Origin of the sequence: Pseudomonas sp. BIGb0278, from assembly GCF_024809895.1 — a bacterium.
In the GTDB taxonomy this organism is placed as follows: Bacteria; Pseudomonadota; Gammaproteobacteria; order Pseudomonadales; family Pseudomonadaceae; genus Aquipseudomonas; species Aquipseudomonas shirazensis.
Genome location: NZ_JANUEL010000001.1, coordinates 69,270 through 91,441, shown reverse-complemented (window position 1 = coordinate 91,441; position 22,172 = coordinate 69,270). Strand labels below are relative to the sequence as shown.

The following is a 22,172-nucleotide window of genomic DNA, read 5'->3' as shown; positions in this document are numbered from 1 at the left end:
GGTTGCAACACAGCACAAGGGGCCTGATCAGGCCCCTTGTCGTTTTCAGCAGTCGGTCAATTCCAGAAAGATCGCCGCCAATCGCTCCAGCCCCATCTGATCGGCCTCAGTGAAACGCGCAAGCCTGGGACTGTCGAGGTCGAGCACGCCAATCAGCCTGCCCTCCTTGACCAGCGGAATCACCAGTTCGCTCTGCGATGCACTGTCACAGGCGATATGCCCGGGAAACGCATGCACGTCTTCCACCCGCTGGGTCTGCCAGTTGGCTGCGGCCGCGCCGCACACGCCCTTGCCGAAAGGAATGCGCACGCAGGCCACTTGCCCCTGGAATGGGCCAAGTACCAGCTCTTCGTCACGGTTGATATAGAAGCCGGCCCAGTTCAGGTCGTCCAGCTGGCTGTACAGGAATGCCGAGAACTGCGCGGCATTGGCGATGAAGTCGCGCTCGTCGGCAAACAGCGCCTGCACTTGCGCGGCCAGCAGGTGATAGCCGTCCAGGCCTGCGCCACTGGCATTGAGGTCGATCATTTCAGTTTTGCTCCAGCAATTGCAGGCCGACCCAATAACGGGCGAACTGATAGGCACAGCGGCCGTTACGATTACCGCGCCCGGTGGCCCAGCGCACGGCGAGAATTTCCAGTGCTTCGTCGCGCTGCCATTGCAACCCGGCGGTACTGGCCAGTTGGCCGATCCAGTGCTCGACCACATCGAGGAAGTGCTCCTGAGTGAACGGGTAGAACGACAGCCACAGGCCGAAGCGGTCAGACAAGGCGATCTTGTCCTCCACCGCCTCGTTGGGGTGCAGCTCGCCGTCAACCATCTTCCAGTTTTCGTTGTCGCTCTGCTTCTCTGGCACCAGGTGGCGGCGGTTGGAGGTGGCGTACAGCAGGACGTTGTCCGGCGCCTGCTCCAGCGAGCCATCGAGCACGCTCTTGAGCACGCGGTAGTCGCCCTCGCCTGCTTCAAACGAGAGGTCATCGCAAAACAGCACGAAGCGCTGCTTGAGCTTGCTCAATTGCTCGACCACCCGCGGCAGGTCGGCCAGGTGATCGCGCTCGATCTCGATCAGGCGCAGACCGGCGCCGGCGTGCTCGGCGAGCAAGGCGCGCACCAGCGACGACTTGCCGGTGCCACGCGAGCCCCACAGCAGCGCGTGGTTGGCCGGCAGGCCGTTGATGAATTGATGGGTGTTGCGGCCGAGTTGATCGCGCTGCTTGTCCACCCCGATCAGGTCGGACAGGCGCATGTCCAGGCTGACTTCCAGCGGCATCAGGTAGCCGCTGCGGCCATCGCGCTGCCAACGGGCCGCCAGGGTTATGTCCCAGTTGATCTGCGGGCGCAGCGCGGGCAGCAGCGGTTCGAGCCGGGCGAGCATCGATTCGGCGCGCTCGAGAAAGGCGGTGAGGCGGGGGTCCATGGTGACTCCTGGTTAAAACGGATGCAGGGAAAGGCTGAATGTTTGACAGACCCACCAGTTGCCGAGGTTGATCGGCTATGCTTGCGCAGCGCAGGAGCGCGAAACCGGCTTGGGATCCATGGATATAAAGTTCACCAATCGTCTGTCTTACAAGCAAGCCCGGCTGACTGTCCTGGTCGGCTTCATACTGGGAACATTGCTCAGTCTCATCCAGATCGGTATCGATTATGCCAGCGAAGACGCGTCTATCAACCGCGAAGTGCAGGCATTGCTGCAAATCAGCCACAACCCCGCCTCGCGCATCGCCTACAACATCGACACCGAGCTTGCCCAAGAGCTGACCGGCGGCCTGCTGCAATCGCCGGCGGTGATCCGTGCGCGGCTGATCGACAACAATGACACGGTGCTGGCCGATGTGCAGCGCCCGCGCCTGGAAGACCGCTATCGGCTTTTGAGCGACTTTCTGTTCGGCGAGCAACGCCAGTTTCAGGAGCGCCTGCACCTGGCGCAGATGCCCAAGGACTACCTCGGCACGCTGTACCTGGACGTCGACACCTACACCTTCGGCGGGCGCTTTCTCGAGCGCGCCTGGGTCACCCTGCTCAACGGCTTTACCCGCAGCCTGGTGCTGACCGGTATCCTCCTCGGCCTGTTCTACATGATGCTGACCAAGCCGCTGGTGACGGTGATTGCCGCGCTGAGCAACAGCGACCCGCGCCAGCCCCAGCAAACCCGGGTGGATTGCCCGCCCGGGCACGAGTCGGACGAGATCGGCGTGCTGGTCAAGGTGGCCAATCGGCAGTTCGTCAGCATGGCCACCGAGATTCAGCAGCGGCGCGCTGCGGAAAACCGCCTGACCGACTACCTCAACGAACTGGAGGACCGCGTCTCGGCCCGCACCGACGAGCTCAAGGCAAGCAACGATCGCCTCAGCCAGACCAACCAGGACCTTGAAGAAGCACGCCGCCGCGCCCTGGAAATGGCCCAGGCCCGCGCGGCGTTCCTGGCCAACATGAGCCACGAGATCCGCACCCCGCTGAACGGCATGCTGGGCATGATCTCGCTGGCCCTGGACAGCGGCCTGCCGGCCGAGCAGCGCCAACAGCTGTCGATCGCCCATGATTCCGGCAAGGTGCTGGTCGAACTGCTCAACGATATCCTCGACCTGTCCAAATTCGACGCCGGCCAGCTGGAGCTGGAGCGCATCCCGTTCGACCTCGGCGCGATGGTCGAAGACACCGCCAACCTGCTGTCGCAGAACGCCGCCGCCAACGTCGAGCTGACCTGCCTGATCGCCAGCCAGTTTCCCAGTACCGTGCTCGGCGACCCAACGCGGGTGCGCCAGATCGTCAGCAATCTGCTGTCCAATGCGCTCAAGTTCACCCGCTTTGGCCGTGTCGATGTGCGCCTGTCGCCAATTGTCGGCGGCGTACGCCTGGAAGTCTGCGACACCGGCATCGGCATCCCCGAAGAGGCCCAGGCACGAATCTTTCAGCCGTTCACCCAGGCCGGTGCCGGCATCACCCGCCAGTACGGCGGCACCGGCCTGGGCCTGGCCCTGACGCGCAACCTGTGCAAAGCCATGCAAGGCCACCTGCATATCCAGTCAGCCGCAGGCTTTGGCAGCCGTTTCAGCGCCGACCTGCCGCTGCTGACCCACACCGAAGCGATTCCCGCCGCGCCGCTGCGTGGACGCGTGGTGGTCCTGAGCAAGGCCGGCAGTGGCCTGGCCGAGCTGCTGAGCAGCAACCTGCCTGGCTGGGGCCTGGACTATCAACAGCACGAAAGCGCCAGCACGCTGCAGCCAGGCGCATTCGAGCTGTTGATCACCGATGACCTCGAGCAACTGCTCGCGCTGCGCCCGCAATTCGCTGCGCCGATTCTGCTGGTCACAGCCTACGGCAACTTCCTCCCCTCCGAGCGCGCCGGCGAGCTGGCTCCGCTGGTGCAGCTGGCTCGGCCGTTGGCGCGCAACGCGCTCTACCAGACGCTGCGGCGGATGCTCCAGGGCGAACAGGCCCACACCGCTCCCGTGCAGGCTTCGCCCAACGCCCTGCAGCACCGCGCACGAGTGCTGCTGGTCGAAGACAATCCGGTCAATCAACTAGTGGCCAAGGGCATGCTGGGCAAGCTCGGCTGCCAGGTGCTGGTCGCCAGCCAAGGCGCCGAGGCTCTGGAAATGCTCGAACGGGAAACCGTCGACATGGTCCTGATGGACTGCAACATGCCGGTCATGGACGGTTACGAAGCCAGCCGGCGGATTCGCCAGAGCGGACGTTGGCAACAATTACCCATCGTCGCCCTGACCGCCAATGCCATGCCGGAAGAGCGCGAGCGCTGCCGCGCCGCCGGCATGGATGACTACCTGGCCAAGCCGTTTCGCCGCGAAGACCTGCTCGCACTGATCGAACACTGGGTGCCGCTCAAGGGTTGAGCAGTTTCTCCACCGCAGCCTGTAACGCCTGCGGCTTGGTGGTCGGAGCAAAGCGGGTGACCTTGCCGCTGACCGGGTCGAGCAGGAACTTGGTGAAGTTCCACTTGACCTTCTCGGTGCCAAGCAGGCCCGGCGCGCGTTTTTTCAGCTCGACGAACAGCGGATGAGTGCCTGGGCCGTTGACGTCGATCTTGCGCATCAACGGGAAACTGACGCCAAAGCGTGCTTCGCAGAACGAGGCGATTTCGCGGGCATCGCCGGGCTCCTGCTTGCCGAACTGATTGCAGGGAAAGCCCAGCACCACTAGGCCCTGCCCGCGATAGTCGCGCCATAGCTGTTCCAGGCCCTGATACTGCGGGGTGAAGCCGCACTGGCTGGCGGTGTTCACCACCAGCAGTGCCTTGCCGGCGAAGTCGCCGAGCAGCTTGTGCTCGCCGCTCAAGGTCACGCAGGGGATGTTCAGCAAAGAATCGTCCATGGTCGCTCTCCGGTCAGTCACGCGGCTTGAAGTCCAGACACACCGAGTTGATGCAGTAGCGCAGCCCGGTCGGCGGCGGGCCGTCAGGGAACACATGACCCAGGTGCGCATCGCACTGGGCGCAGGTGACTTCGGTACGGATCATGCCGTGAGTCGTGTCACGGATTTCGATCATCGCGCTGTCGGCAATCGGCGCATAGAAGCTTGGCCAGCCACAGCCGGAATCGAACTTGGTGGTCGAGTCAAACAGGTCAGCGTTGCAACAGATGCAAGTGTACACACCGTCGGCCTTATGGCTGTTGTACTTGCCGCTGAACGGGCGCTCGGTGCCTTTCAGGCGACACACCTGATACTGCTCGGGGTCGAGCATGGCGCGCCATTCATCCAGGGTTTTGTCGATCTTTTGCATGTTGTCACCTCGGCAGGCTGAATTTCACCTCGCACCGGCTTTTCCACGGCGCGGGTGGCACGTATATTAGTTGGCTTCGTGCGCAAGGCTCCAAGTCTGGCACCCGCGCCGCGCCCTTACAAACCTTTCGACGGCGACGCGTCCGCGACTTCTCAATCGGGATCACATCATGCAGTTCAGCAAATCGAACAAGCTGGCCAATGTCTGCTACGACATTCGCGGCCCTGTGCTCAAGCACGCCAAACGCCTGGAAGAGGAAGGCCACCGCATCCTCAAGCTGAACATCGGCAACCCGGCGCCGTTTGGCTTCGAGGCGCCGGATGAAATCCTCCAGGACGTGATCCGCAATCTGCCGACCGCCCAGGGCTACAGCGACTCCAAAGGCCTGTTCAGCGCGCGCAAGGCAGTCATGCAGTACTGCCAGCAAAAAGAGATCGAAGGCGTCACCATCGAGGACATCTACCTTGGCAACGGCGTCTCCGAGCTGATCGTGATGTCGATGCAGGCGTTGCTCAACAATGGCGACGAAGTGCTCATTCCGGCACCGGACTACCCGCTGTGGACCGCCGCAGTAAGCCTGGCCGGCGGCAACCCGGTGCATTACCTGTGCGACGAGCAGGCCGACTGGTTCCCGGACCTGGCCGACATCAAGGCCAAGATCACCCCCAATACCAAGGCGCTGGTGATCATCAACCCGAACAACCCTACCGGCGCGGTGTACTCCAAAGAGATGCTGCTGGGCATGCTCGAACTGGCTCGCCAGCACAACCTGGTGGTGTTCTCCGACGAGATCTACGACAAGATCCTCTACGACGAAGCCGTGCACATCAGCACCGCCGCGCTCGCCCCGGACCTGCTCTGCCTGACTTTCAACGGCCTGTCCAAGTCGTACCGGGTGGCGGGCTTCCGCTCCGGCTGGCTGATCATCTCCGGGCCCAAGCACAACGCCCAGAGCTACATCGAAGGCATCGACATGCTGGCCAACATGCGCCTGTGCGCCAACGTGCCGGCCCAGCATGCGATCCAGACCGCCCTGGGTGGTTACCAGAGCATCAATGACCTGATCCTGCCGCCAGGCCGCCTGCTCGAGCAGCGCAACCGAACCTACGAGCTGCTCAACGACATCCCGGGTGTCAGCTGCGTCAAGCCGATGGGCGCGCTGTATGCGTTCCCGCGGATCGACCCGAAGGTCTGCCCGATCCTCAACGACGAGAAGTTTGCCCTCGACCTGCTGCTCTCCGAGAAGCTGCTGATCGTCCAGGGCACTGCGTTCAACTGGCCGTGGCCGGACCACTTCCGGGTGGTTACGCTGCCGCGCGTGGATGACCTGGAGCAGGCCATCGGCCGCATCGGCAACTTCCTGCGCACCTACCAGCAGTGATCCAGCCTTGAGCATGACGGGGCCGCGCTGCGGTCCCGTCTACGGGTGCGGAATTCCCCTTACATCCTGCAACGCTCTCGCCTACAGCTGGGCGAAATTCCTCTGCCATACTCCGCGCTACACAGTTTGAAATAGTCGCCCGGTTGAATCGGCGCGACAGCCCCCTTATATACCCCGCAGTCAGCAAAATTTTCATCCGTCAGGAGAACGTAACAACCATGATGCGCATTCTGTTGTTTGTAGCCACCAACCTCGCGGTGGTGCTGGTTGCAAGCATTACCCTGAGCCTGTTCGGCTTCAATGGGTTCATGGCCGCCAATGGGGTTGACCTCGACCTCGGCCAGTTGCTGGTCTTCTGCGCCGTGTTCGGCTTCGCCGGCTCGCTGATCTCGCTGTTCATCTCCAAGTGGATGGCGAAGATGAGCACCGGCACGCAGATCATCACCCAGCCCCGCACCCGCCATGAGCAATGGCTGTTGCAGACGGTCGAAGAGCTATCTCGCGAAGCCGGCATCAAGATGCCCGAGGTGGGTATCTTCCCGGCTTACGAGGCCAATGCCTTTGCCACCGGCTGGAACCGCAACGACGCCTTGGTCGCCGTGTCGCAAGGCTTGCTCGAGCGCTTCTCGCCCGATGAAGTCCGCGCGGTGCTGGCCCACGAAATCGGCCACGTCGCCAACGGTGACATGGTCACCCTGGCGCTGGTGCAGGGCGTGGTAAACACCTTCGTCATGTTCTTTGCGCGGATCATCGGCAACTTTGTCGACAAGGTGATCTTCAAGAACGAAGAAGGCCGCGGTATCGCCTACTACGTCGCGACCATCGTTGCCGAGCTGATCCTGGGCATTCTGGCGAGCATGATCGTCATGTGGTTCTCGCGGCGCCGCGAGTACCGCGCCGACGAAGCCGGCGCTCGCCTGGCCGGCACCGGCGCCATGATCGCTGCCCTGCAGCGCCTGCGCGTCGAGCAAGGCATGCCGGTGCATATGCCCGACACGCTGAAGGCCTTCGGCATCAACGGCGGCCTCAAGCAGGGCCTGGCTGGTCTGCTGATGAGCCACCCGCCGCTGGAAGAGCGTATCGAAGCGCTGCGCCAACGCGGTTGATAACCCGCCGGGCCGCTGCCTAATGCAGCGGCCTGGCACGTTACATCTCGGACCGCTTCAGCGGTGCAAGTGATACACCCGCTCCAACAAGCTGCTCACGCCGGCCTGACTGTACTTAGGGCTTTCGGCAATGATCTGCTGAGTCCCCAGCGCATCAACCTGCCAACCTGCATAGCCTTCCCGCACTTCACGCTCAGCCACCGAAAACGGCGGACCGTCGATACGTGCCTGATCGTACTCAAGGGTCACCAGCAGGCCTTTGGCGCCAGCCGGCAAGCCTTTGCCAAGCAACTGCAGATAGCCGCTACGCATTTCCTGCGGCAAGGCAATCAGCGCCGCACGGTCATACAGCCCGGCGCACTCGGCCAGGTCAGCCGCCTGCAAGTCGAAGATATCGCCACACCAAAGCTCGATTTCCCCGCTGCGCCAGACCTCGAACTGGCCCTGACGGGACACCTCTGGCTGCAGCCCGTTGCAGGCAAAAAACGCCTCGATTGCCTGAGCGGACAGCTCTACTCCACGCACCTGATGGCCCTGCCCGGCGAGCCAGAGCAGATCCAGGCTCTTGCCACACAGCGGCACCAGCACCCGGCTACCAGGCGCCAGTTGCAGGGCCGGCCAATGCGCCTGCAAATAGGGATTTACCTGGCTCTGGTGAAAACCGATCTGGTTGTCTGCCCACTTCTTGTGCCAAAACGCAGCCTGCATGCTTCCTCCTGGTTTTTCGATCAGTCACTGCAAAAACTTATATTGGAAGTCGATCTGAATCTGCTCGAAGATGGCCTCATCTTAGCCTTCAGGACCACCGCCATGTTGCCCAGCCTGTTTATTTCCCACGGCTCTCCAATGCTGGCCCTGCAACCTGGGGCCAGCGGGCCGGCCCTGGCCAGGCTGGCCCGCGAGCTGCCGCGACCTAAAGCCATCGTACTGGTCTCGGCCCATTGGGAGAGCCGCGAGCTGCTGGTCATGAGCAACCCGCAGCCAGCGACCTGGCACGACTTCGGTGGCTTCCCGCCAGCGCTGTATGCCGTTGAATACCCGGCACCGGGTGCGCCCGAGCTGGCCAGTCAGATCAGCCAGCAACTGAGCGCTGCCGGCCTGCCAGCGCGGCTTGATGACCAGCGTCCGTTCGACCATGGCGCCTGGGTACCGCTGTCGCTGATGTACCGCGAGGCCGATATTCCCGTAGTACAGGTGTCGCTGCCCAGCCACGCCGGGCCTGAGCTGCAACTGCGCGTCGGCCAGGCACTGGCCGCGTTGCGCGCAGACGGCATCCTGCTGATCGGCTCAGGCAGCATCACCCATAACCTCGGCGAGCTGGACTGGCACGCTGGGCCAGATGCTGTAGAGCCCTGGGCGCTGGCGTTTCGCGACTGGATCGTGGCCAGGCTGGAGGCGGATGACCGCCCTGCCCTGCTTGACTACCGGCGCCAGGCACCGCACGCGGTACGCAACCACCCGAGCGATGAGCACCTGCTGCCGTTGTTTTTCGCAATGGGTTCAGGGGCGCGCCTTGGCGTGGTCCATCAAGGCTTCACCCTCGGCGCGCTGGGCATGGACATCTATCGCTTCGATTGAGCCTGGGCGTTTTTCAGGCAAAAAAAATCCCCGAATCAATCGGGGATTTTTTTTAGTGCGCCAGGATCAATCCTCGCGATAGCGGCGCAGCTTGAGCTGCTTACCGGCTACGCGGGTGTCCTTGAGCTTGGTCAGCAGACGCTCCAGACCATCTTCCGGCAGCTCGACCAGGCTGAAGCTGTCGCGTACCTGGATACGGCCGATAGCATCGCGGGCCAGGCCGCCTTCGTTGAGGATCGCGCCGAGCAGGTTCTTGGCGGCGATGCCGTCACGAGCACCCAGAGCGGTACGGCAACGCACACGGCCTTCGGCCAGTGGCATTGGCGCACGGCGCTCACGGTCGCCACGGTCGCTGCTGCTGCGCTCGCCACGATCAGGGCGGTCGCTACGCTCGGTACGCTCGCCACGCGGGGCACCGGTGGGTACCAGCGGCTGCTCGCGCTCAACCGAAGCCAGGTCCAGCGGCTGACCGTTGGTGGCTTTGCTCAGCAGGGCCGAAGCCAGGGCACGCGGGGTGCATTCCAGCGAAGCGGTCAGGCGGTCGAACAGGTCGCCGTGGGTGGTTTCTGCTTCGGCTACCAGTGGCGCCAGGCTTGCGGTCAGCTTCTTGATGCGCGCATCGAGCACAGCTTGTGGGCCAGGCAGACGGGCTTCAGCAACTTTCTGACCGGTCACACGCTCGATAACCTGCAGCATGCGGCGCTCACGTGGAGTCACCAGCAGCAGTGCACGGCCTTCGCGACCGGCACGGCCAGTACGGCCGATACGGTGAACGTAGGACTCTGGGTCGTACGGCATGTCCACGTTGAACACGTGGGTGATGCGCGGTACGTCCAGACCACGGGCAGCGACGTCGGTAGCGACGACGATGTCCAGGCGGCCATCCTTGAGCGATTCGATGACGCGCTCACGCTGGTTCTGGGCGATGTCGCCGTTCAGCGCGGCAGCCTTGTAGCCTTTGGCTTCAAGGGCGGCAGCGAGATCCAGGGTGGCTTGCTTGGTACGCACGAAGGCGATCAGGGCATCGAACTCTTCGACTTCCAGCAGACGCAGTACGGCAGCGATCTTCTGGTCAGCGTGAACCATCAGGTGAGCCTGATCGATCGCGGTGACGGTCTGAGTCTTGCTCTGGATCTTGACGTGTTTCGGCTCGCGCAGATGACGCTCGGCGATGCTGCGGATCGACGACGGCAGGGTCGCAGAGAACAGCACGGTCTGGCGAGTCGGCGGCAGGGCCTCGAAGATGACTTCGAGGTCGTCCATGAAGCCCAGCTTGAGCATCTCGTCGGCTTCGTCCAGCACCAGGTGCTGAACAGTCGACAGGACTTTCTCGTCGCGACGCAGGTGGTCGCACAGACGGCCTGGGGTCGCTACGACGATCTGAGCACCATTGCGAATGGCACGCAGCTGTGGGCCCATCGGGGCGCCACCGTACACAGCGACTACATTGATACCCGGCGTTTGTTTGGCGTAGGTTTCGAATGCGGTAGCAACTTGCAGCGCCAACTCACGGGTTGGCGCCAGGATCAGGGCTTGCGGTTCGCGCTTGCTCACATCGATGCGATTCAGGATCGGCAGAGCGAAGGCAGCGGTTTTACCGGTGCCGGTCTGCGCCTGGCCGATCATGTCATGACCGTCGAGGATGATCGGGATCGACTGATGCTGAATGGCGGACGGCTCTTCGTAGCCGGTGGCCATTACAGCAGCAACAATGTTCGGGTTAAGTCCGAGAGCGGCGAATCCGCCGGTTTCCTGGGTCATGGGTCTGCCTCTATGTGCATCCGCAAAGACCCATGCTCCAAAACTGCACATGCCTTGAAAGACCCAAAGGTCACCCAGGCAGTTTTGGCGGCGGGGATTTGCGAAAACGATTGAAAAAGAAATACTTGAGAAGGTCCGACTAGCGGACGTGCAGCCGAAGCTGGACTCGGAGGATTTGCACCACCTGATTTTGCGGCCCGCTAAAAGACCGGCGCGTACTATACCCGAAATCCTTGATTACGGTGAAATTTTTTTCTCGACCGTGGTGGGGTGGGTAGCTGGCCAGGGATTATGGCTGAATCGGTTCGGCTTTTGCGGGTGGCAGGATGAAGAATTGTAGTGTGCAGGCAACTCGGGGGCATGCGCCCCAAAGGCCTCAGGTCGCCGGGCGGATCGCCTTGATCAGGTACTCAAGGCTATACCCCAACTGCGGCGCCAGCGCCTCGGCCCGCGCGCGCAACTCGTCGATCTGCAATTCCTGATCGAATTCGGCTGGCACCAGCACCACGACATTGCCCTCCTTCACCGGCAACTCCCAATAATGCCGGTGGTAGAGCCCACGCAGCAGCGCCGCACCCAGCGGCTTGCCGTCATCGCCGGCCCACTGGTTGATCACCAGCCAACCGCCTGGGTTTAGCTGCTGCTGACACTGCTCGAGGAAATTCCAGGCCAGATGCGCCACTCCCGGCCCATGGTCGGTATACAGGTCGACAAAGATCAGGTCAGCCTTCTCGGCCGTCGGCAGCAACTCGACCGCATCACCAATGCGCACATACAGCCGCGGGTCATCGTCCAGACCGAGGTATTCCATGGCCAGCCGCGGTACATCCGGGCGCAGCTCGATGGCTTCGACGTCATCCAACGGCAGGAACTTCAGGCACGCCTGGGTCAGCGTACCCGCACCCAGGCCGAGAAACAGCGCGCTCTCGGGCAGCTCATGGCACAGCGCGCCGATCAGCATCGCCCGGGTGTAGTCGTATTCAAGCCAGCTAGGGTCAGCGGTAAACACGCAGCTTTGCTCGATGGCCTCACCGAATTCGAGAAAACGATAATCCTCGACCTCGTAAACGCTGACGATGCCATAGGCATCCTCGACCCGAGCCAGCAGCCGCTCTTCCCGCTCGTTAGTCATTACCACTCCCGCTGCACCGCGCACAAAAGCGCCATTGTCCGTCAATGCCTGCGGTGCAACAAGCACGCCGCCACCTGATACCATGAGCCATTGCCCATAACAGCCATAACGAGCCCGTGATGAACCAACCCTGGAGCCCTGAAAGCTGGCGTGCCCTGCCCATCCAGCAGCAGCCGAGCTACCCCGATGCCGCGCACCTGGCCAAGGTCGAGCAGACCCTCGCCAGCTATCCGCCGCTGGTGTTTGCCGGTGAAGCGCGCGAGCTGCGCCGGCAATTCGCCGAGGTCACCCAGGGCCGGGCGTTTCTGCTGCAGGGCGGCGATTGCGCCGAGAGCTTTGCCGAGTTTTCCGCCGCGAAGATCCGCGACACCTTCAAGGTGCTGCTGCAGATGGCCATCGTCATGACCTTTGCGGCCGGTTGCCCGGTGGTCAAGGTCGGGCGCATGGCCGGGCAGTTCGCCAAGCCGCGTTCGGCCGGTGACGAGACCATCGGCCAGGTGACCTTGCCAGCGTATCGCGGCGACATCGTCAACGGCATTGGCTTCGACGCACCCAGCCGCATCCCCGACCCCGAGCGCTTGCTGCAGGCGTATCACCAGTCCACCGCCAGCCTCAACCTGTTGCGCGCGTTCGCCCAGGGCGGTTTTGCCGACCTGCATCAGGTGCACAAGTGGAACCTCGACTTCATCGCCAACTCAGCCCTTGCCGACAAGTACCACCAGCTCGCCGACCGCATCGACGAGACCCTGGCGTTCATGCGCGCCTGTGGCCTGGACAGCGCGCCGCAGCTGCGCGAAACCAGTTTCTTCACCGCCCACGAAGCGCTGCTGCTGAACTACGAACAGGCGTTTGTACGCAGCGACAGCCTGACCGGCGATTTCTATGACTGCTCAGCGCACATGCTGTGGATCGGCGACCGCACCCGCCAGCTCGATGGCGCGCATGTCGAGTTTCTGCGCGGTGTGCACAACCCGATCGGGGTCAAGGTTGGCCCGAGCATGGACCCTGAGGAGTTGATTCGGCTGATCGATGTGCTCAACCCGAGCAACGATCCAGGCCGTCTGAACCTGATCGTGCGCATGGGCGCAGGCAAGGTCGGCACACACCTGCCGGGGCTGATCCGTACGGTAGAGCGCGAAGGCCGCCAGGTGCTGTGGAGCTGCGACCCGATGCACGCCAACACGATCAAGGCCAGCAGCGGCTACAAGACCCGCGACTTTGCGCAGATCCTCGATGAGGTGAAGCACTTCTTCCAGGTTCATCAGGCCGAAGGCTCGTACGCTGGCGGCATTCACATCGAGATGACCGGGCAGAACGTCACCGAGTGCATTGGCGGTGCGCGACCGATCACCGAAGACGGCTTGTCCGATCGCTACCACACCCACTGCGACCCGCGGCTGAATGCCGACCAGTCGCTGGAGTTGGCATTCCTCATCGCCGAAACCCTCAAACAGGTCCGTCGCTGACCTGCTCCGCGCAGTCACTGCCAGCCAGTGACTGCGCGACCGGCTTACAGCTCGTAAGCCAGCAGCACGGCGCACACCACCAAAAAGCCACAGAACATCATGCGCAGCACGCGCTCGGGCAAGGCGTGCGCGAGCTTCACGCCCCAACTGATGCTGAGCAGCCCGCCCACGGCCAGGGCAGCGCCCATCTGCCAGTCAACACTGTGGTGCAGGCCGTAGGTGAGCAAAGTCACCGAGGTGCTCGGTGCCGCCAATGCCAGCGACAGGCCCTGGGCGACTACCTGAGTGGTGCCGAACACACTGGTCAGTACCGGTGTGGCAACCACCGCGCCGCCAACCCCAAACAGCCCGCCCATGGTCCCGGCAAAACAGCCGAGCACACCCAGCCACGGCCACGGGTAACGCAACTGGCTGCTGGCCGGTGCGGTGCGCATGAACATCCGCGCCAGGTTCCACACCACCAACGCCAGCAAAAAGCCGACAAAGCCCAGGCGCATCGAATGGGCATTGATGCCGACCGCCCAGATCGAGCCCAGCCAGGCGAACAGCAGACTGAAAAGCGACAACGGCAAGGCGTAGCGCAGTTCGATGCGGTTGCGCTGGTTGTAGCGCCACAGCGCCAGCAGCACATTCGGCACCACCATCACCAGCGCGGTACCTTGCGCGAGTTGTTGGTCCAGACCGAACAGCACGCCCAGCGCCGGTATCGCGATCAAGCCGCCACCGATGCCGAACAACCCGCCCACCGTGCCCAATGCAGCGCCCAGTACGATATACAGCAACCACTCGATCATCAGGGCCTCATCTGCCTGTTACACAATGTGTACATGCTAACCATTGCGGGCTGGTAGGGAAACGCACAGCAGCGCACAATGGCTTTGCGTATCTCGCACAAGCAGAGTCTTAATGAACCCCGATGCCCTTACCGAACAGCTGAGCCTGTTCCTCGACGTGCTCGACACCGGCAGTTTTTCCGCAGCGTCCAGGCGCCATCCCCTGACCCCATCTGCCGTGGCTCGGCGCATCGACAGTCTCGAGGCAGCGGTGGGCAGCCGGCTGTTCATGCGCAGCACCCACGCCGTACGCGTGACGCCCGCCGGCAAGGCCTTTGCCGAACGCGCGCGGCGCATCATCGAAGAGCTGCGCCTGGCCCGCGCCGAAGCGGTGTCGCTGAGCAACGCCCCTGAGGGGCTGATCCGCATCGACGCCCCGGCCGCCTTCGGCCGCCTGCACCTGGCCCCGGCGATTGCCGACTTTCTCGCGGCGTATCCCGGGCTGGACGTGCGCCTGCGCCTGATCGACAGCTTCGTCGACCTGCACGGCAGCCACCTGGGCGAGGTCGATCTGGTGTTGCGCGCCGGCCCCTTGGCAGACACCCGCCTGGTTGCTACGCCACTGGCCTATATGGTCCGCGTGGCCTGTGCCAGCCCGGCGTATCTGACCAACCGTGGCTTGCCAAACTGCCCCAGCGAACTGCCAGAGCACGACGGCCTCGACTGGGACGGCCTGGCGCCACCGTTTGCCTGGCGCTTCAACGTCGACGGCCAACTGCGCCTGTATCGGCCCAGCCGCATGCGCATGTCGGCCAACAACGCCGAGACACTGCTGTGCGGCGCCCTGGCCGGTTTGGGCGTGGCACACCTGCCAACCTGGCTGATCAGCGAGCACCTGCTGCGCGGCGACCTGGTGCCGTTATTCTGTCAAAACGGCCTGCCTGCAGCCGAGACCAGCGGTATCTATGCATTACGCCTGGAACATGAAACGAACTCTCGCAGTCGCTTGCTGCTCGAATTCCTCAAGAGCCGGTTCAGTCCGTTGCCGCCGTGGGATCTTGCCCTGCGCAGCGAATTACGCTGGTAGTGAGCGCGCCAGTTATCAGCGTGCTAGATTTTAAATCTGAAGAATTCAAGGACCTGCATGAACGCCGACACTAAAGCCCCTTGCGACGAGCTGCTGCTGAACAACCAGGTCTGTTTTGCCCTGCACTCGACCTCGTTGCTGATGACCAAGGTTTACAAGCCCTTGCTGCAGGCGCTGGGCCTGACCTATCCGCAATACCTGGCGATGCTGGTGTTGTGGGAGGAGGACGGCCTGACCGTAGGTGAAATCAGCAATCGCCTGCTGACCGACCCTGGCTCGCTGACCCCGCTGCTCAAACGCCTGGAAAGCGAGGGCCTGCTCAAGCGCACCCGCAGCCGCGAGGATGAACGGGTGGTACTGGTGCAACTGACCGACAAGGGCCATGCCCTGCATGAGGATGCCAAGCGCGTGCCGCAGTGCATTCTGCAGGCCAGCGGGCGCAGCCTGGAGCGGCTGCAGCAGTTGCAGGCCGAGCTGTTGGACCTGCGCGCCAGCCTGCAAAAAGCCGTATAGCAACTAGGCTGTGACAGCATCTCCGACAAACGGTCAGCTATTTATCTTGCGCACTAACTAATTGCGCGCTAATTTAAATCCCACACCAACCAGCGCCACGGCGCGCAGCACATTACGCGAGGCTAGTCATGCAAAAGGTCACTCCGCTGTACATTGCCCAAGCCACTTCTACCGGTGGTCGTGATGGCAAATCCCGCTCGGACGACGGCAAGCTCGAAGTCAAATTGAGCACGCCGAAAGAGCTCGGCGGCGCCGGCGGTGAAGGCAGCAATCCCGAGCAGCTGTTCGCTGCCGGCTACTCGGCCTGCTTCATCGGTGCCCTGAAGTTCGTCGCGGGCCAGACCAAGCAGCCGTTGCCAGCAGACACCTCGATTACCGCCAAGGTCGGCATCGGCCAGATTCCCGGCGGCTTTGGCCTGGACATCGACCTGGAGATCAGCCTGCCCGGCCTGGAACAAGCCGCAGCGCAGGAACTGGTCGACAAGGCACACCAGGTCTGCCCGTACTCCAATGCCACCCGCGGCAACGTCGATGTACGCTTGCATGTGAACGTCTGAGTAATCTTCAGGCATAAAAAAACCCGGCCAGCGCCGGGTTTTTTTGCGTTCGGCAGAAGTGATTACTTCTTCGAACGGCCTTTGAAGCTACCGTCACGGGTGTCGATATCGATCATTTCGTCGATTTCGATGAAGTCAGCAACCTGAACTTCAGTACCGTTGGACAGCTTGGCAGGCTTCATGACCTTGCCCGAAGTGTCGCCACGCGCCGAGTTCTCGGTGTAGACAACTTTACGGCTGATGGTGGTCGGCAGTTCAACCGAAACCAGACGGTCTTCGAAGAACACCGCTTCGCAGACGTCTTCCATGCCTTCTTCGATGTACGGCAGAACGGCCTCGATGTCTTCGGCGTTCAGCTCGTACATGGTGTAATCGCTGGTGTCCATGAAGGTGTACGAGTCACCGCTGATGAACGACAGGGTCGCTTCTTTGCGATCGAGGATCACGTCGTCCAGCTTGTCGTCTGCACCGTATACGGTTTCAGTCTTGTAGCCGGTCAGCAGGTTTTTCAGCTTGGTCTTCATGATCGCGCTGTTACGGCCCGACTTGGTGAACTCAGCTTTCTGAACCAGCCACGGATCGTTATCGATGCGCAGAACGGTACCGGGTTTGATTTCTTTACCAGTTTTCATTGCGAAATATCCGAATCTGGATGGATTTATAAAAATCGAGGCCGCGTATCATAGCGAATTTCGGCAAAAGTGTACTAGCGCTGTGGCGAGGTCCGGCTGAGCGGCTTGCGCGACAGCCCATTCGCGGGCATGGGTTTGCAGTTCGTCCCAGTGTGGCTGCAGCGCTTGCCAGGCCTGGCCCATGTCGCCGTCGATGTTCCATGCCCGCCACAATGCGGTCAGCGCCACGCTGGCCGGGTCTGACAGACCCTGGCGATAGAGCGCCAGGAACGCTTCGAGTTTTTCCCAGTGGGCATTCTCGTCCTGGACGTAGATATGCCACAGCATCGGCACACCGGACCACTGCGCACGCACGAACGAATCTTCACCACGCACGGCATTGAAGTCGCAGGCCCACAGCAGCTTGTCGTAATCACCCTGACTGACGAATGGCACCACCTGCACAGTCAGCGCGCCGCGCTGATGCAGCGCACCCGGCGCCAGCGTGGCAACCTCGAGCCAGGCCGCCAGGTCCGCCAGAATCCGCCCTTGTGGCACCAGCAAGTGAGTCGCTTGCGGCCCTGCCGCCAGCGCCTGCAGCCAACTGCCCAACTGGCGGTTCTCATAAGCGAACAGCGACAGCAGCCGGCTGCCGGATGCGACCTGCACGCCCAGCCCTGCCAAAAACTCTGCCCGTTGCTTTGGCGCTGACTGCAGGCTGTCGCGGCTCGCCAGCAAACCGGCCTCGCGCAGCAGGCCGCCGGTCCTGGCGGTGAAACCCGGGAAGAAAAACACCTTGCGCAGGCCGTTGGGCTGGGGCGACGGCAAACCGTGGCAACCCTCGACCCAGTCTTCGGCGCTCAGGTACTCGAGGTTCAGCCACAACGGCGGCGTCGCTTGCGCGCTCATCGCTTCGATGTAGGCCGGGGGCAGTTGGCAGGCAAAAGCACCGATCACCACCTCGGCTGGTGTAGTGGCCGGCCATGCCGCCGGCCAATGGCGCACGTCGACCCCCTCGTGCCACTGCTGCTCGGCGCTGGCGTCAGCGGCTGGGCACAGCGGCACGAAGGCGTTCAGGTCGTCGACCCACAAGCGAACAGCCAGGCCATGTTCGGCCACCAGTTGCCGGGCCAGGCGCCAGGTCACGCCGATATCACCGTAGTTATCCACAACGGTGCAAAAGATATCCCAGCTGGCTTTCATCGCCGCTCCCATGCTGCGCGGTAAAACCCGCGATTTTGCGGATAAACGCCTGCCGACAAAAGCACCGCGCTGAATATTTGTCGGCGGCCATGCGACAATGCTCGCCACCCCGCCCTGCCAGGAGGCCGCCATGTACCGCCGCCGTGAACTGAAGATTACCCTCAAGCCCGTGCAACTGGTGCTGTGTATTGCCTTCGGCCTGTGGCTTGGCGCCGTCGCGATTGCCGTGAGCCTGTGGCTGGCGGCGCGGTTGTGGCCCGAACAGGTGCAGCCGGTCGCTCAGGTGCTGGCACCGGCAATCGTAGCGCCGGCACCGGCCGCAGCCGGCGATGCCCAGGCGCAGATGTTCGAGCGCTACAAGGACATTCTGCACAACCAGGAAGCCGAGCAGGCCGCCGCAGCCGCGCAGGGCAACCCGCGTAACCTGAACAAGCCCAAGTGCCAGTTCTGGCTGCAGCAGAATCGCACCGCGCCGACCGACAAGAGCCAGGCCAACGTACTCGAGTTCTGTTACTGATGCTGAACAAGAATGAAGTCCTCAGCGCCATCGTCACTGCCCTCGAAGCCGACGTCGAGGCACTGCGGCGGGCCGCGCAGATCGCCTATGAAGCCGCCACCGCCGAAGAGAACAAGGCCGAGAACAAGTACGACACCCTCGGCCTCGAGGCTTCTTACCTGGCAACCGGCCAGGCCCGTCGCGCTGCCGAGATCCGCCAGGCGCTGCTGACCTATCAACAGTTGGTGCTGCGTGACTATGACCCCGCACGCGGCATTCAGATCAGCAGCCTGGTCACCCTCGAAGACGAACAAGGCGATCAGCGTCGGGTGTTCATTGGCCCGGAGGGCGCCGGCCTGAAGATTGGCCACGGGCCGCAGCAGGTGACCGTGATCACCCCGCGCTCACCACTGGGGCAAGTGTTGATCGGCAAGCGGCTGGACGATGAAGTGAGCCTGGTGGTGGCAGGCGTGGCCCAGGTGTCCGCCGTGGTTGCTGTCGTCTAAAGCAGCTCCAGCGCATCAAAGGCGCTGGCCAGGCCCTGCTCGGCAAACTGCTCGACGACAAAGTCGATGAACGCGCGGGTCTTGCCCGGCAGCAGCTTGTGCCCAGCGTAGTAAACGCTGATGTTGCCATCGTCCACGTACCAGTCCGGTAGCACCCGTTGCAGCAGGCCAGCGCGCAGGTACGGCACAGCAAACGGCAGGCTGACCAAGGCAATCCCCAGGCCTTGCTGGGCCACCGCGCAGGCAGCATCGGAGTCGCTCATGGTCATGGCCTGACGCAACTGCAGCGGTCGTTGCTCACGCCCGCGACTGGTCAATGGCCAGGCCCGCACGCGGCCGGTCTGCGGCGAGCGGATAAGAATGCCGGGCAACTCGAGCAGATCTTCCGGCTGATTGATCGCGGCGCGCCCTTGAATAAACCCAGGCGCCGCGACCAGCACCCGATGCGCTGGAGTCAACCGCCGCGCCACCACCCCCGGCGGCAGCTCGAAGCCGCCGCCGATGGCCGCATCGAAGCCCTGGCCGATCAGGTCGACCTGGCGGTTGTCGAAGTGCCAATCCGGCGTGATCGCCGGGAAGCGCTGCAAGAACTCACCCAGCAGCGGCAGCACGTACAGGCGGCCGAACACCGTGCCCATGCTCACCCGCAACAGCCCCGCCGGCTGCCCCTGCGCGCTGGCCAGGTTGGCCATTGCCGACTGGATAGTGCCGAAGCTGTCCTTGACCTCGCTTAAAAAGCGTTGGCCGGCTTCGGTCAGGGTCAGCTTGCGGGTGCTGCGCTGAAACAGCCGCACACCCAGGCGCGACTCCAGCTGGGCAACGTTCTTGCCCACTGCGGCCGGAGTCAGGCGCAGCCGCCGAGCCGCTTCGGCGAAGCTGCCAACCTCGGCGCTGCGGATAAAGCATTCCAGCGTACTGAATGACTCGATGGCCATGATTAGCAACCCAGGGTTTACTCTGCTGATCGTGATTAGCATCTTATCAGTAGCTAATCGGCAGCGGATACTGCGCCCATGCCAAGGCCTTTCGCCTTGCCCACTAGCAGGAGTTCGCCCATGTCCAGTTCCCTCATCCTCACCGGCAAAGTCGCTTTGGTCCAAGGCGGTTCGCGTGGTATCGGTGCAGCCATCGTGCGCCGCCTGGCGCTGCAAGGTGCACACGTCGCGTTCACCTACGTCAGCTCCGCCGGGCCTGCCCAGGCCCTGGCCGAAGAGATAAATAGCGCCGGCGGCAAGGCCTTGGCGCTGCGCGCAGACAGCGCCGATGCCAGCGCCGTCCAGCAAGCGGTACAGAACACCGTGGAGACTTTCGGCCGGCTGGATATCCTGGTCAACAACGCCGGCGTGCTCGCCGTTGCACCCGTCGCCGAGTTCGATCTGTCCGAGTTCGACCGCATGCTCGCGGTCAACGTGCGCAGCGTGTTCGTAGCCAGTCAGGCTGCAGCGCCGCACCTGGGCCAGGGCGGGAGGATCATCAATATCGGCAGCACCAATGCCGAGCGCATGCCGTTTGCCGGCGGCGCCCCGTATGCCATGAGCAAGTCAGCGCTGGTTGGCCTGACCAAAGGCCTGGCACGCGACCTCGGCCCGCAGGGCGTGACCGTCAACAACGTGCAGCCAGGGCCAGTGGATACCGACATGAACCCGGCCGATGGCGACTTTGCCGACAGCCTGATCCCGTTGATGGCCGTCGGCCGTTATGGCCACGCCGAGGAAATCGCCAGCTTTGTCGCCTATCTGGCCGGCCCCGAAGCGGGCTACATCACCGGCGCCAGCCTGACCGTGGATGGCGGCTTTTCGGCCTGAGTACCTGCCCCGTTGCGCCAGACAGCGCGACGGGGTCGCCTGGTAATCGCTACCATGCAGCAATTGAATTGGGATGGGGCCAACGCAGCCCCAATACTCGATGTACTTTTTACTGCCAGCAAAGGACCTGCCATGCCCTCCCCGACCTTGAGTCGCGCCCTCATCCTGCTGATGGCGACCGCCACCGGCCTGGCCGTTGCCAGCAACTATTACGCGCAACCTTTGCTGCACAGCATCGCCGAACAGTTTGGCCTGAGTACGGCCAGCGCCGGCACCATCGTCATCGCTGCGCAGCTCAGTTACGGCGCCGGCCTGCTGCTGCTGGCGCCGCTGGGCGACATGCTCGAGCAACGGCGGCTGATCGTGTGCATGATTGCCATCGCCACGGTCGGCCTGGTCATCAGTGCCTGCGCTCCGAACCTGGCCTGGTTGCTGGTCGGCACCACGCTGACCGGATTGTTTTCGGTGGTGGCGCAGATTCTGGTGCCGATGGCCGCCAGCCTGGCCGCCCCCGAACAACGCGGCCGCGCGGTCGGCACCTTGATGAGCGGGCTGCTGCTGGGGATCCTGCTGGCGCGCACCGCTGCGGGCTTCATGGCCGAGCTGGGCGGCTGGCGCAGCATCTATGTGCTGGCGGCAGTGTTGATGGCGATCAGCGCCATCGCGCTATACCGCAGCCTGCCGCAGCACAAGAGCCACGCTGGGCTGAAATACCCGGCACTGATTGGCTCGGTGTTTCGCCTGTTCGCCGAAGAGCCGGTGCTGCGCCTGCGCTCGTTGCTGGGGCTGTTGGCGTTCAGCCTGTTTGCGTTGTTCTGGACCCCACTGGCGTTTTTGCTGGTGCGCGAGCCCTACCACTATGGCGAGGCGGCCATCGGCCTGTTTGGCCTGGCCGGGGCTGCCGGTGCCCTGGCAGCGAACTGGGCCGGGCGCCTGGCCGACCGCGGTAAGGGTGCCCTCGGCACTACCGTGGGCCTGAGTGCGCTGGTGCTGTCGTGGCTGCCACTGGGTTTTGCCGAACAGTCGCTGGTGGCCCTGCTGATCGGTGTGTTGCTGCTTGATCTGGCGGTACAACTGGTACATGTCAGCAACCAGAACGCCGTGATCAGCCTGCGTCCCGAGGCCCGCACCCGGCTCAATGCCGGCTACATCACCTGCTACTTCATCGGCGGCGCGCTGGGCTCACTGCTGGGGACGCAGTTGTTCGAGTACAGCGGCTGGAAAGCCATCGTCGTCGCCGGGATCCTGATCGGCACGCTGGCCTTGCTGGTGTGGGTTCTGGCCGAGCGCAGGCGCAAGCTGCAGCCGCCGCGCCCGTCGGCTGCCGCGAGCTGAATTATCTGCCAGCTCAATCGTTTCTCTGAACGGACGCCTCTGAAATAGGGGCGCCCGGCGCTGCTGCGCCTGCTACCATGGCGCCCCTTTTTCGCCTGCCTGGCGCAATACCAGCAGGCTGCCC

21 protein-coding genes and 2 pseudogenes are annotated in these 22,172 nt (G+C 63.1%); 12 read left to right on the top strand and 11 right to left on the bottom strand.

Going from position 1 to position 22,172, the window contains the following annotated elements; genetic code table 11:
• Positions 1–45: 45 nt before the first annotated feature.
• Together M2396_RS00450 and M2396_RS00445 are read right to left on the bottom strand one after the other, a co-directional pair.
• On the bottom strand, positions 46–528 hold the full coding sequence (locus tag M2396_RS00450; RefSeq protein WP_259072323.1) for a GAF domain-containing protein: 483 nt from the start codon (positions 526–528) through the stop codon (positions 46–48).
• A 1-nt stretch (position 529) separates the two neighbouring features.
• Positions 530–1,417 carry an ATP-binding protein gene (locus M2396_RS00445; protein WP_259072321.1) on the bottom strand — a complete coding sequence of 296 codons (888 nt, stop codon included), beginning with the start codon at positions 1,415–1,417 and terminating at the stop codon, positions 530–532.
• 77 nt (positions 1,418–1,494) lie between these two features.
• On the opposite strand from M2396_RS00445, the pseudogene M2396_RS00440 reads away from it, so the two are divergent.
• Positions 1,495–3,851, top strand: a pseudogene (locus M2396_RS00440) (response regulator).
• Here M2396_RS00440 and M2396_RS00435 read toward each other — a convergent pair.
• Complete coding sequence (locus M2396_RS00435) at positions 3,841–4,329, bottom strand: glutathione peroxidase (RefSeq protein WP_101321549.1); 489 nt, start codon at positions 4,327–4,329, stop codon at positions 3,841–3,843. The pseudogene M2396_RS00440 and the gene M2396_RS00435 sit on opposite strands and share 11 nt — an antisense overlap.
• A 13-nt stretch (positions 4,330–4,342) precedes the next feature.
• A complete protein-coding gene (msrB, locus tag M2396_RS00430; protein ID WP_101321551.1) occupies positions 4,343–4,738 on the bottom strand; it encodes a peptide-methionine (R)-S-oxide reductase MsrB in 396 nt (131 codons plus the stop codon).
• A 169-nt stretch (positions 4,739–4,907) separates the two neighbouring features.
• Here msrB and M2396_RS00425 point away from each other — a divergent pair, with 169 nt between their 5' ends.
• Together M2396_RS00425 and htpX are read left to right on the top strand one after the other, a co-directional pair.
• Positions 4,908–6,119: a pyridoxal phosphate-dependent aminotransferase gene (locus tag M2396_RS00425; protein WP_101321553.1), complete on the top strand. Its 1,212-nt coding sequence runs from the start codon at positions 4,908–4,910 to the stop codon at positions 6,117–6,119.
• Between the two features lie 218 nt (positions 6,120–6,337).
• Entirely contained in the window at positions 6,338–7,225 is an 888-nt protein-coding gene (gene htpX, locus M2396_RS00420; protein ID WP_101321555.1) for a protease HtpX, read from the top strand.
• 57 nt (positions 7,226–7,282) lie between these two features.
• Here htpX and M2396_RS00415 read toward each other — a convergent pair whose 3' ends face one another.
• Positions 7,283–7,933 (bottom strand): thiopurine S-methyltransferase, encoded by a 651-nt coding sequence (locus M2396_RS00415; protein WP_259072318.1) that lies wholly within the window; start codon positions 7,931–7,933, stop codon positions 7,283–7,285.
• A gap of 102 nt (positions 7,934–8,035) precedes the next feature.
• Between M2396_RS00415 and M2396_RS00410 the strand changes: the two genes are divergently transcribed.
• Positions 8,036–8,803: a class III extradiol ring-cleavage dioxygenase gene (locus M2396_RS00410; protein WP_259072315.1), complete on the top strand. Its 768-nt coding sequence runs from the start codon at positions 8,036–8,038 to the stop codon at positions 8,801–8,803.
• A gap of 66 nt (positions 8,804–8,869) precedes the next feature.
• Here the strand turns inward: M2396_RS00410 and M2396_RS00405 are convergent.
• Together M2396_RS00405 and M2396_RS00400 are read right to left on the bottom strand one after the other, a co-directional pair.
• Positions 8,870–10,598 (bottom strand): annotated as a pseudogene (locus M2396_RS00405) (DEAD/DEAH box helicase).
• 342 nt (positions 10,599–10,940) lie between these two features.
• On the bottom strand, positions 10,941–11,696 hold the full coding sequence (locus M2396_RS00400) for a spermidine synthase (protein ID WP_101321561.1): 756 nt from the start codon (positions 11,694–11,696) through the stop codon (positions 10,941–10,943).
• A 119-nt stretch (positions 11,697–11,815) separates the two neighbouring features.
• Here M2396_RS00400 and M2396_RS00395 point away from each other — a divergent pair, with 119 nt between their 5' ends.
• Entirely contained in the window at positions 11,816–13,162 is a 1,347-nt protein-coding gene (locus M2396_RS00395; RefSeq protein WP_101321563.1) for a class II 3-deoxy-7-phosphoheptulonate synthase, read from the top strand.
• Between the two features lie 44 nt (positions 13,163–13,206).
• On the opposite strand, the gene M2396_RS00390 is transcribed toward M2396_RS00395, so the two are convergent.
• Positions 13,207–13,956 carry a sulfite exporter TauE/SafE family protein gene (locus tag M2396_RS00390; protein WP_259072312.1) on the bottom strand — a complete coding sequence of 250 codons (750 nt, stop codon included), beginning with the start codon at positions 13,954–13,956 and terminating at the stop codon, positions 13,207–13,209.
• Positions 13,957–14,068: 112 nt separating this feature from the next.
• Here M2396_RS00390 and M2396_RS00385 point away from each other — a divergent pair, with 112 nt between their 5' ends.
• The 3 genes from M2396_RS00385 to M2396_RS00375 all read left to right on the top strand — a co-directional run bounded on the left by M2396_RS00385 (position 14,069) and on the right by M2396_RS00375 (position 16,092).
• The gene (locus M2396_RS00385) at positions 14,069–15,022 is read left to right on the top strand and encodes a LysR family transcriptional regulator (RefSeq protein WP_101321568.1); all 954 of its coding nucleotides are present in this window, start codon (positions 14,069–14,071) and stop codon (positions 15,020–15,022) included.
• A 57-nt stretch (positions 15,023–15,079) separates the two neighbouring features.
• Positions 15,080–15,535: a MarR family winged helix-turn-helix transcriptional regulator gene (locus tag M2396_RS00380; RefSeq protein ID WP_259072310.1), complete on the top strand. Its 456-nt coding sequence runs from the start codon at positions 15,080–15,082 to the stop codon at positions 15,533–15,535.
• 128 nt (positions 15,536–15,663) lie between these two features.
• The gene (locus M2396_RS00375) at positions 15,664–16,092 is read left to right on the top strand and encodes an organic hydroperoxide resistance protein (protein WP_259072309.1); all 429 of its coding nucleotides are present in this window, start codon (positions 15,664–15,666) and stop codon (positions 16,090–16,092) included.
• Positions 16,093–16,154: 62 nt separating this feature from the next.
• On the opposite strand, the gene efp is transcribed toward M2396_RS00375, so the two are convergent.
• Complete coding sequence (gene efp, locus M2396_RS00370) at positions 16,155–16,724, bottom strand: elongation factor P (RefSeq protein ID WP_101321573.1); 570 nt, start codon at positions 16,722–16,724, stop codon at positions 16,155–16,157.
• Positions 16,725–16,772: 48 nt separating this feature from the next.
• Positions 16,773–17,906, bottom strand: a complete 1,134-nt coding sequence (gene earP / locus M2396_RS00365) for an elongation factor P maturation arginine rhamnosyltransferase EarP (RefSeq protein ID WP_259072308.1) — start codon at positions 17,904–17,906, stop codon at positions 16,773–16,775.
• A gap of 130 nt (positions 17,907–18,036) precedes the next feature.
• Here earP and M2396_RS00360 point away from each other — a divergent pair, with 130 nt between their 5' ends.
• Both M2396_RS00360 and M2396_RS00355 read left to right on the top strand, forming a co-directional pair.
• Positions 18,037–18,423, top strand: coding sequence for a hypothetical protein (locus M2396_RS00360; protein WP_150570115.1), 387 nt, complete (start codon positions 18,037–18,039; stop codon positions 18,421–18,423).
• On the top strand, positions 18,423–18,908 hold the full coding sequence (locus M2396_RS00355; RefSeq protein WP_371918883.1) for a GreA/GreB family elongation factor: 486 nt from the start codon (positions 18,423–18,425) through the stop codon (positions 18,906–18,908). Before M2396_RS00360 ends, M2396_RS00355 begins: the two co-directional genes overlap by 1 nt.
• Here M2396_RS00355 and M2396_RS00350 read toward each other — a convergent pair.
• On the bottom strand, positions 18,905–19,843 hold the full coding sequence (locus tag M2396_RS00350) for a LysR family transcriptional regulator (RefSeq protein WP_101321577.1): 939 nt from the start codon (positions 19,841–19,843) through the stop codon (positions 18,905–18,907). The genes M2396_RS00355 and M2396_RS00350 overlap by 4 nt on opposite strands.
• Positions 19,844–19,963: 120 nt before the next feature.
• Here M2396_RS00350 and M2396_RS00345 point away from each other — a divergent pair, with 120 nt between their 5' ends.
• Complete coding sequence (locus M2396_RS00345) at positions 19,964–20,713, top strand: 3-oxoacyl-ACP reductase family protein (RefSeq protein WP_259072305.1); 750 nt, start codon at positions 19,964–19,966, stop codon at positions 20,711–20,713.
• Between the two features lie 132 nt (positions 20,714–20,845).
• A complete protein-coding gene (locus tag M2396_RS00340; RefSeq protein ID WP_259072303.1) occupies positions 20,846–22,048 on the top strand; it encodes an MFS transporter in 1,203 nt (400 codons plus the stop codon).
• Positions 22,049–22,172 lie beyond the last annotated feature (124 nt).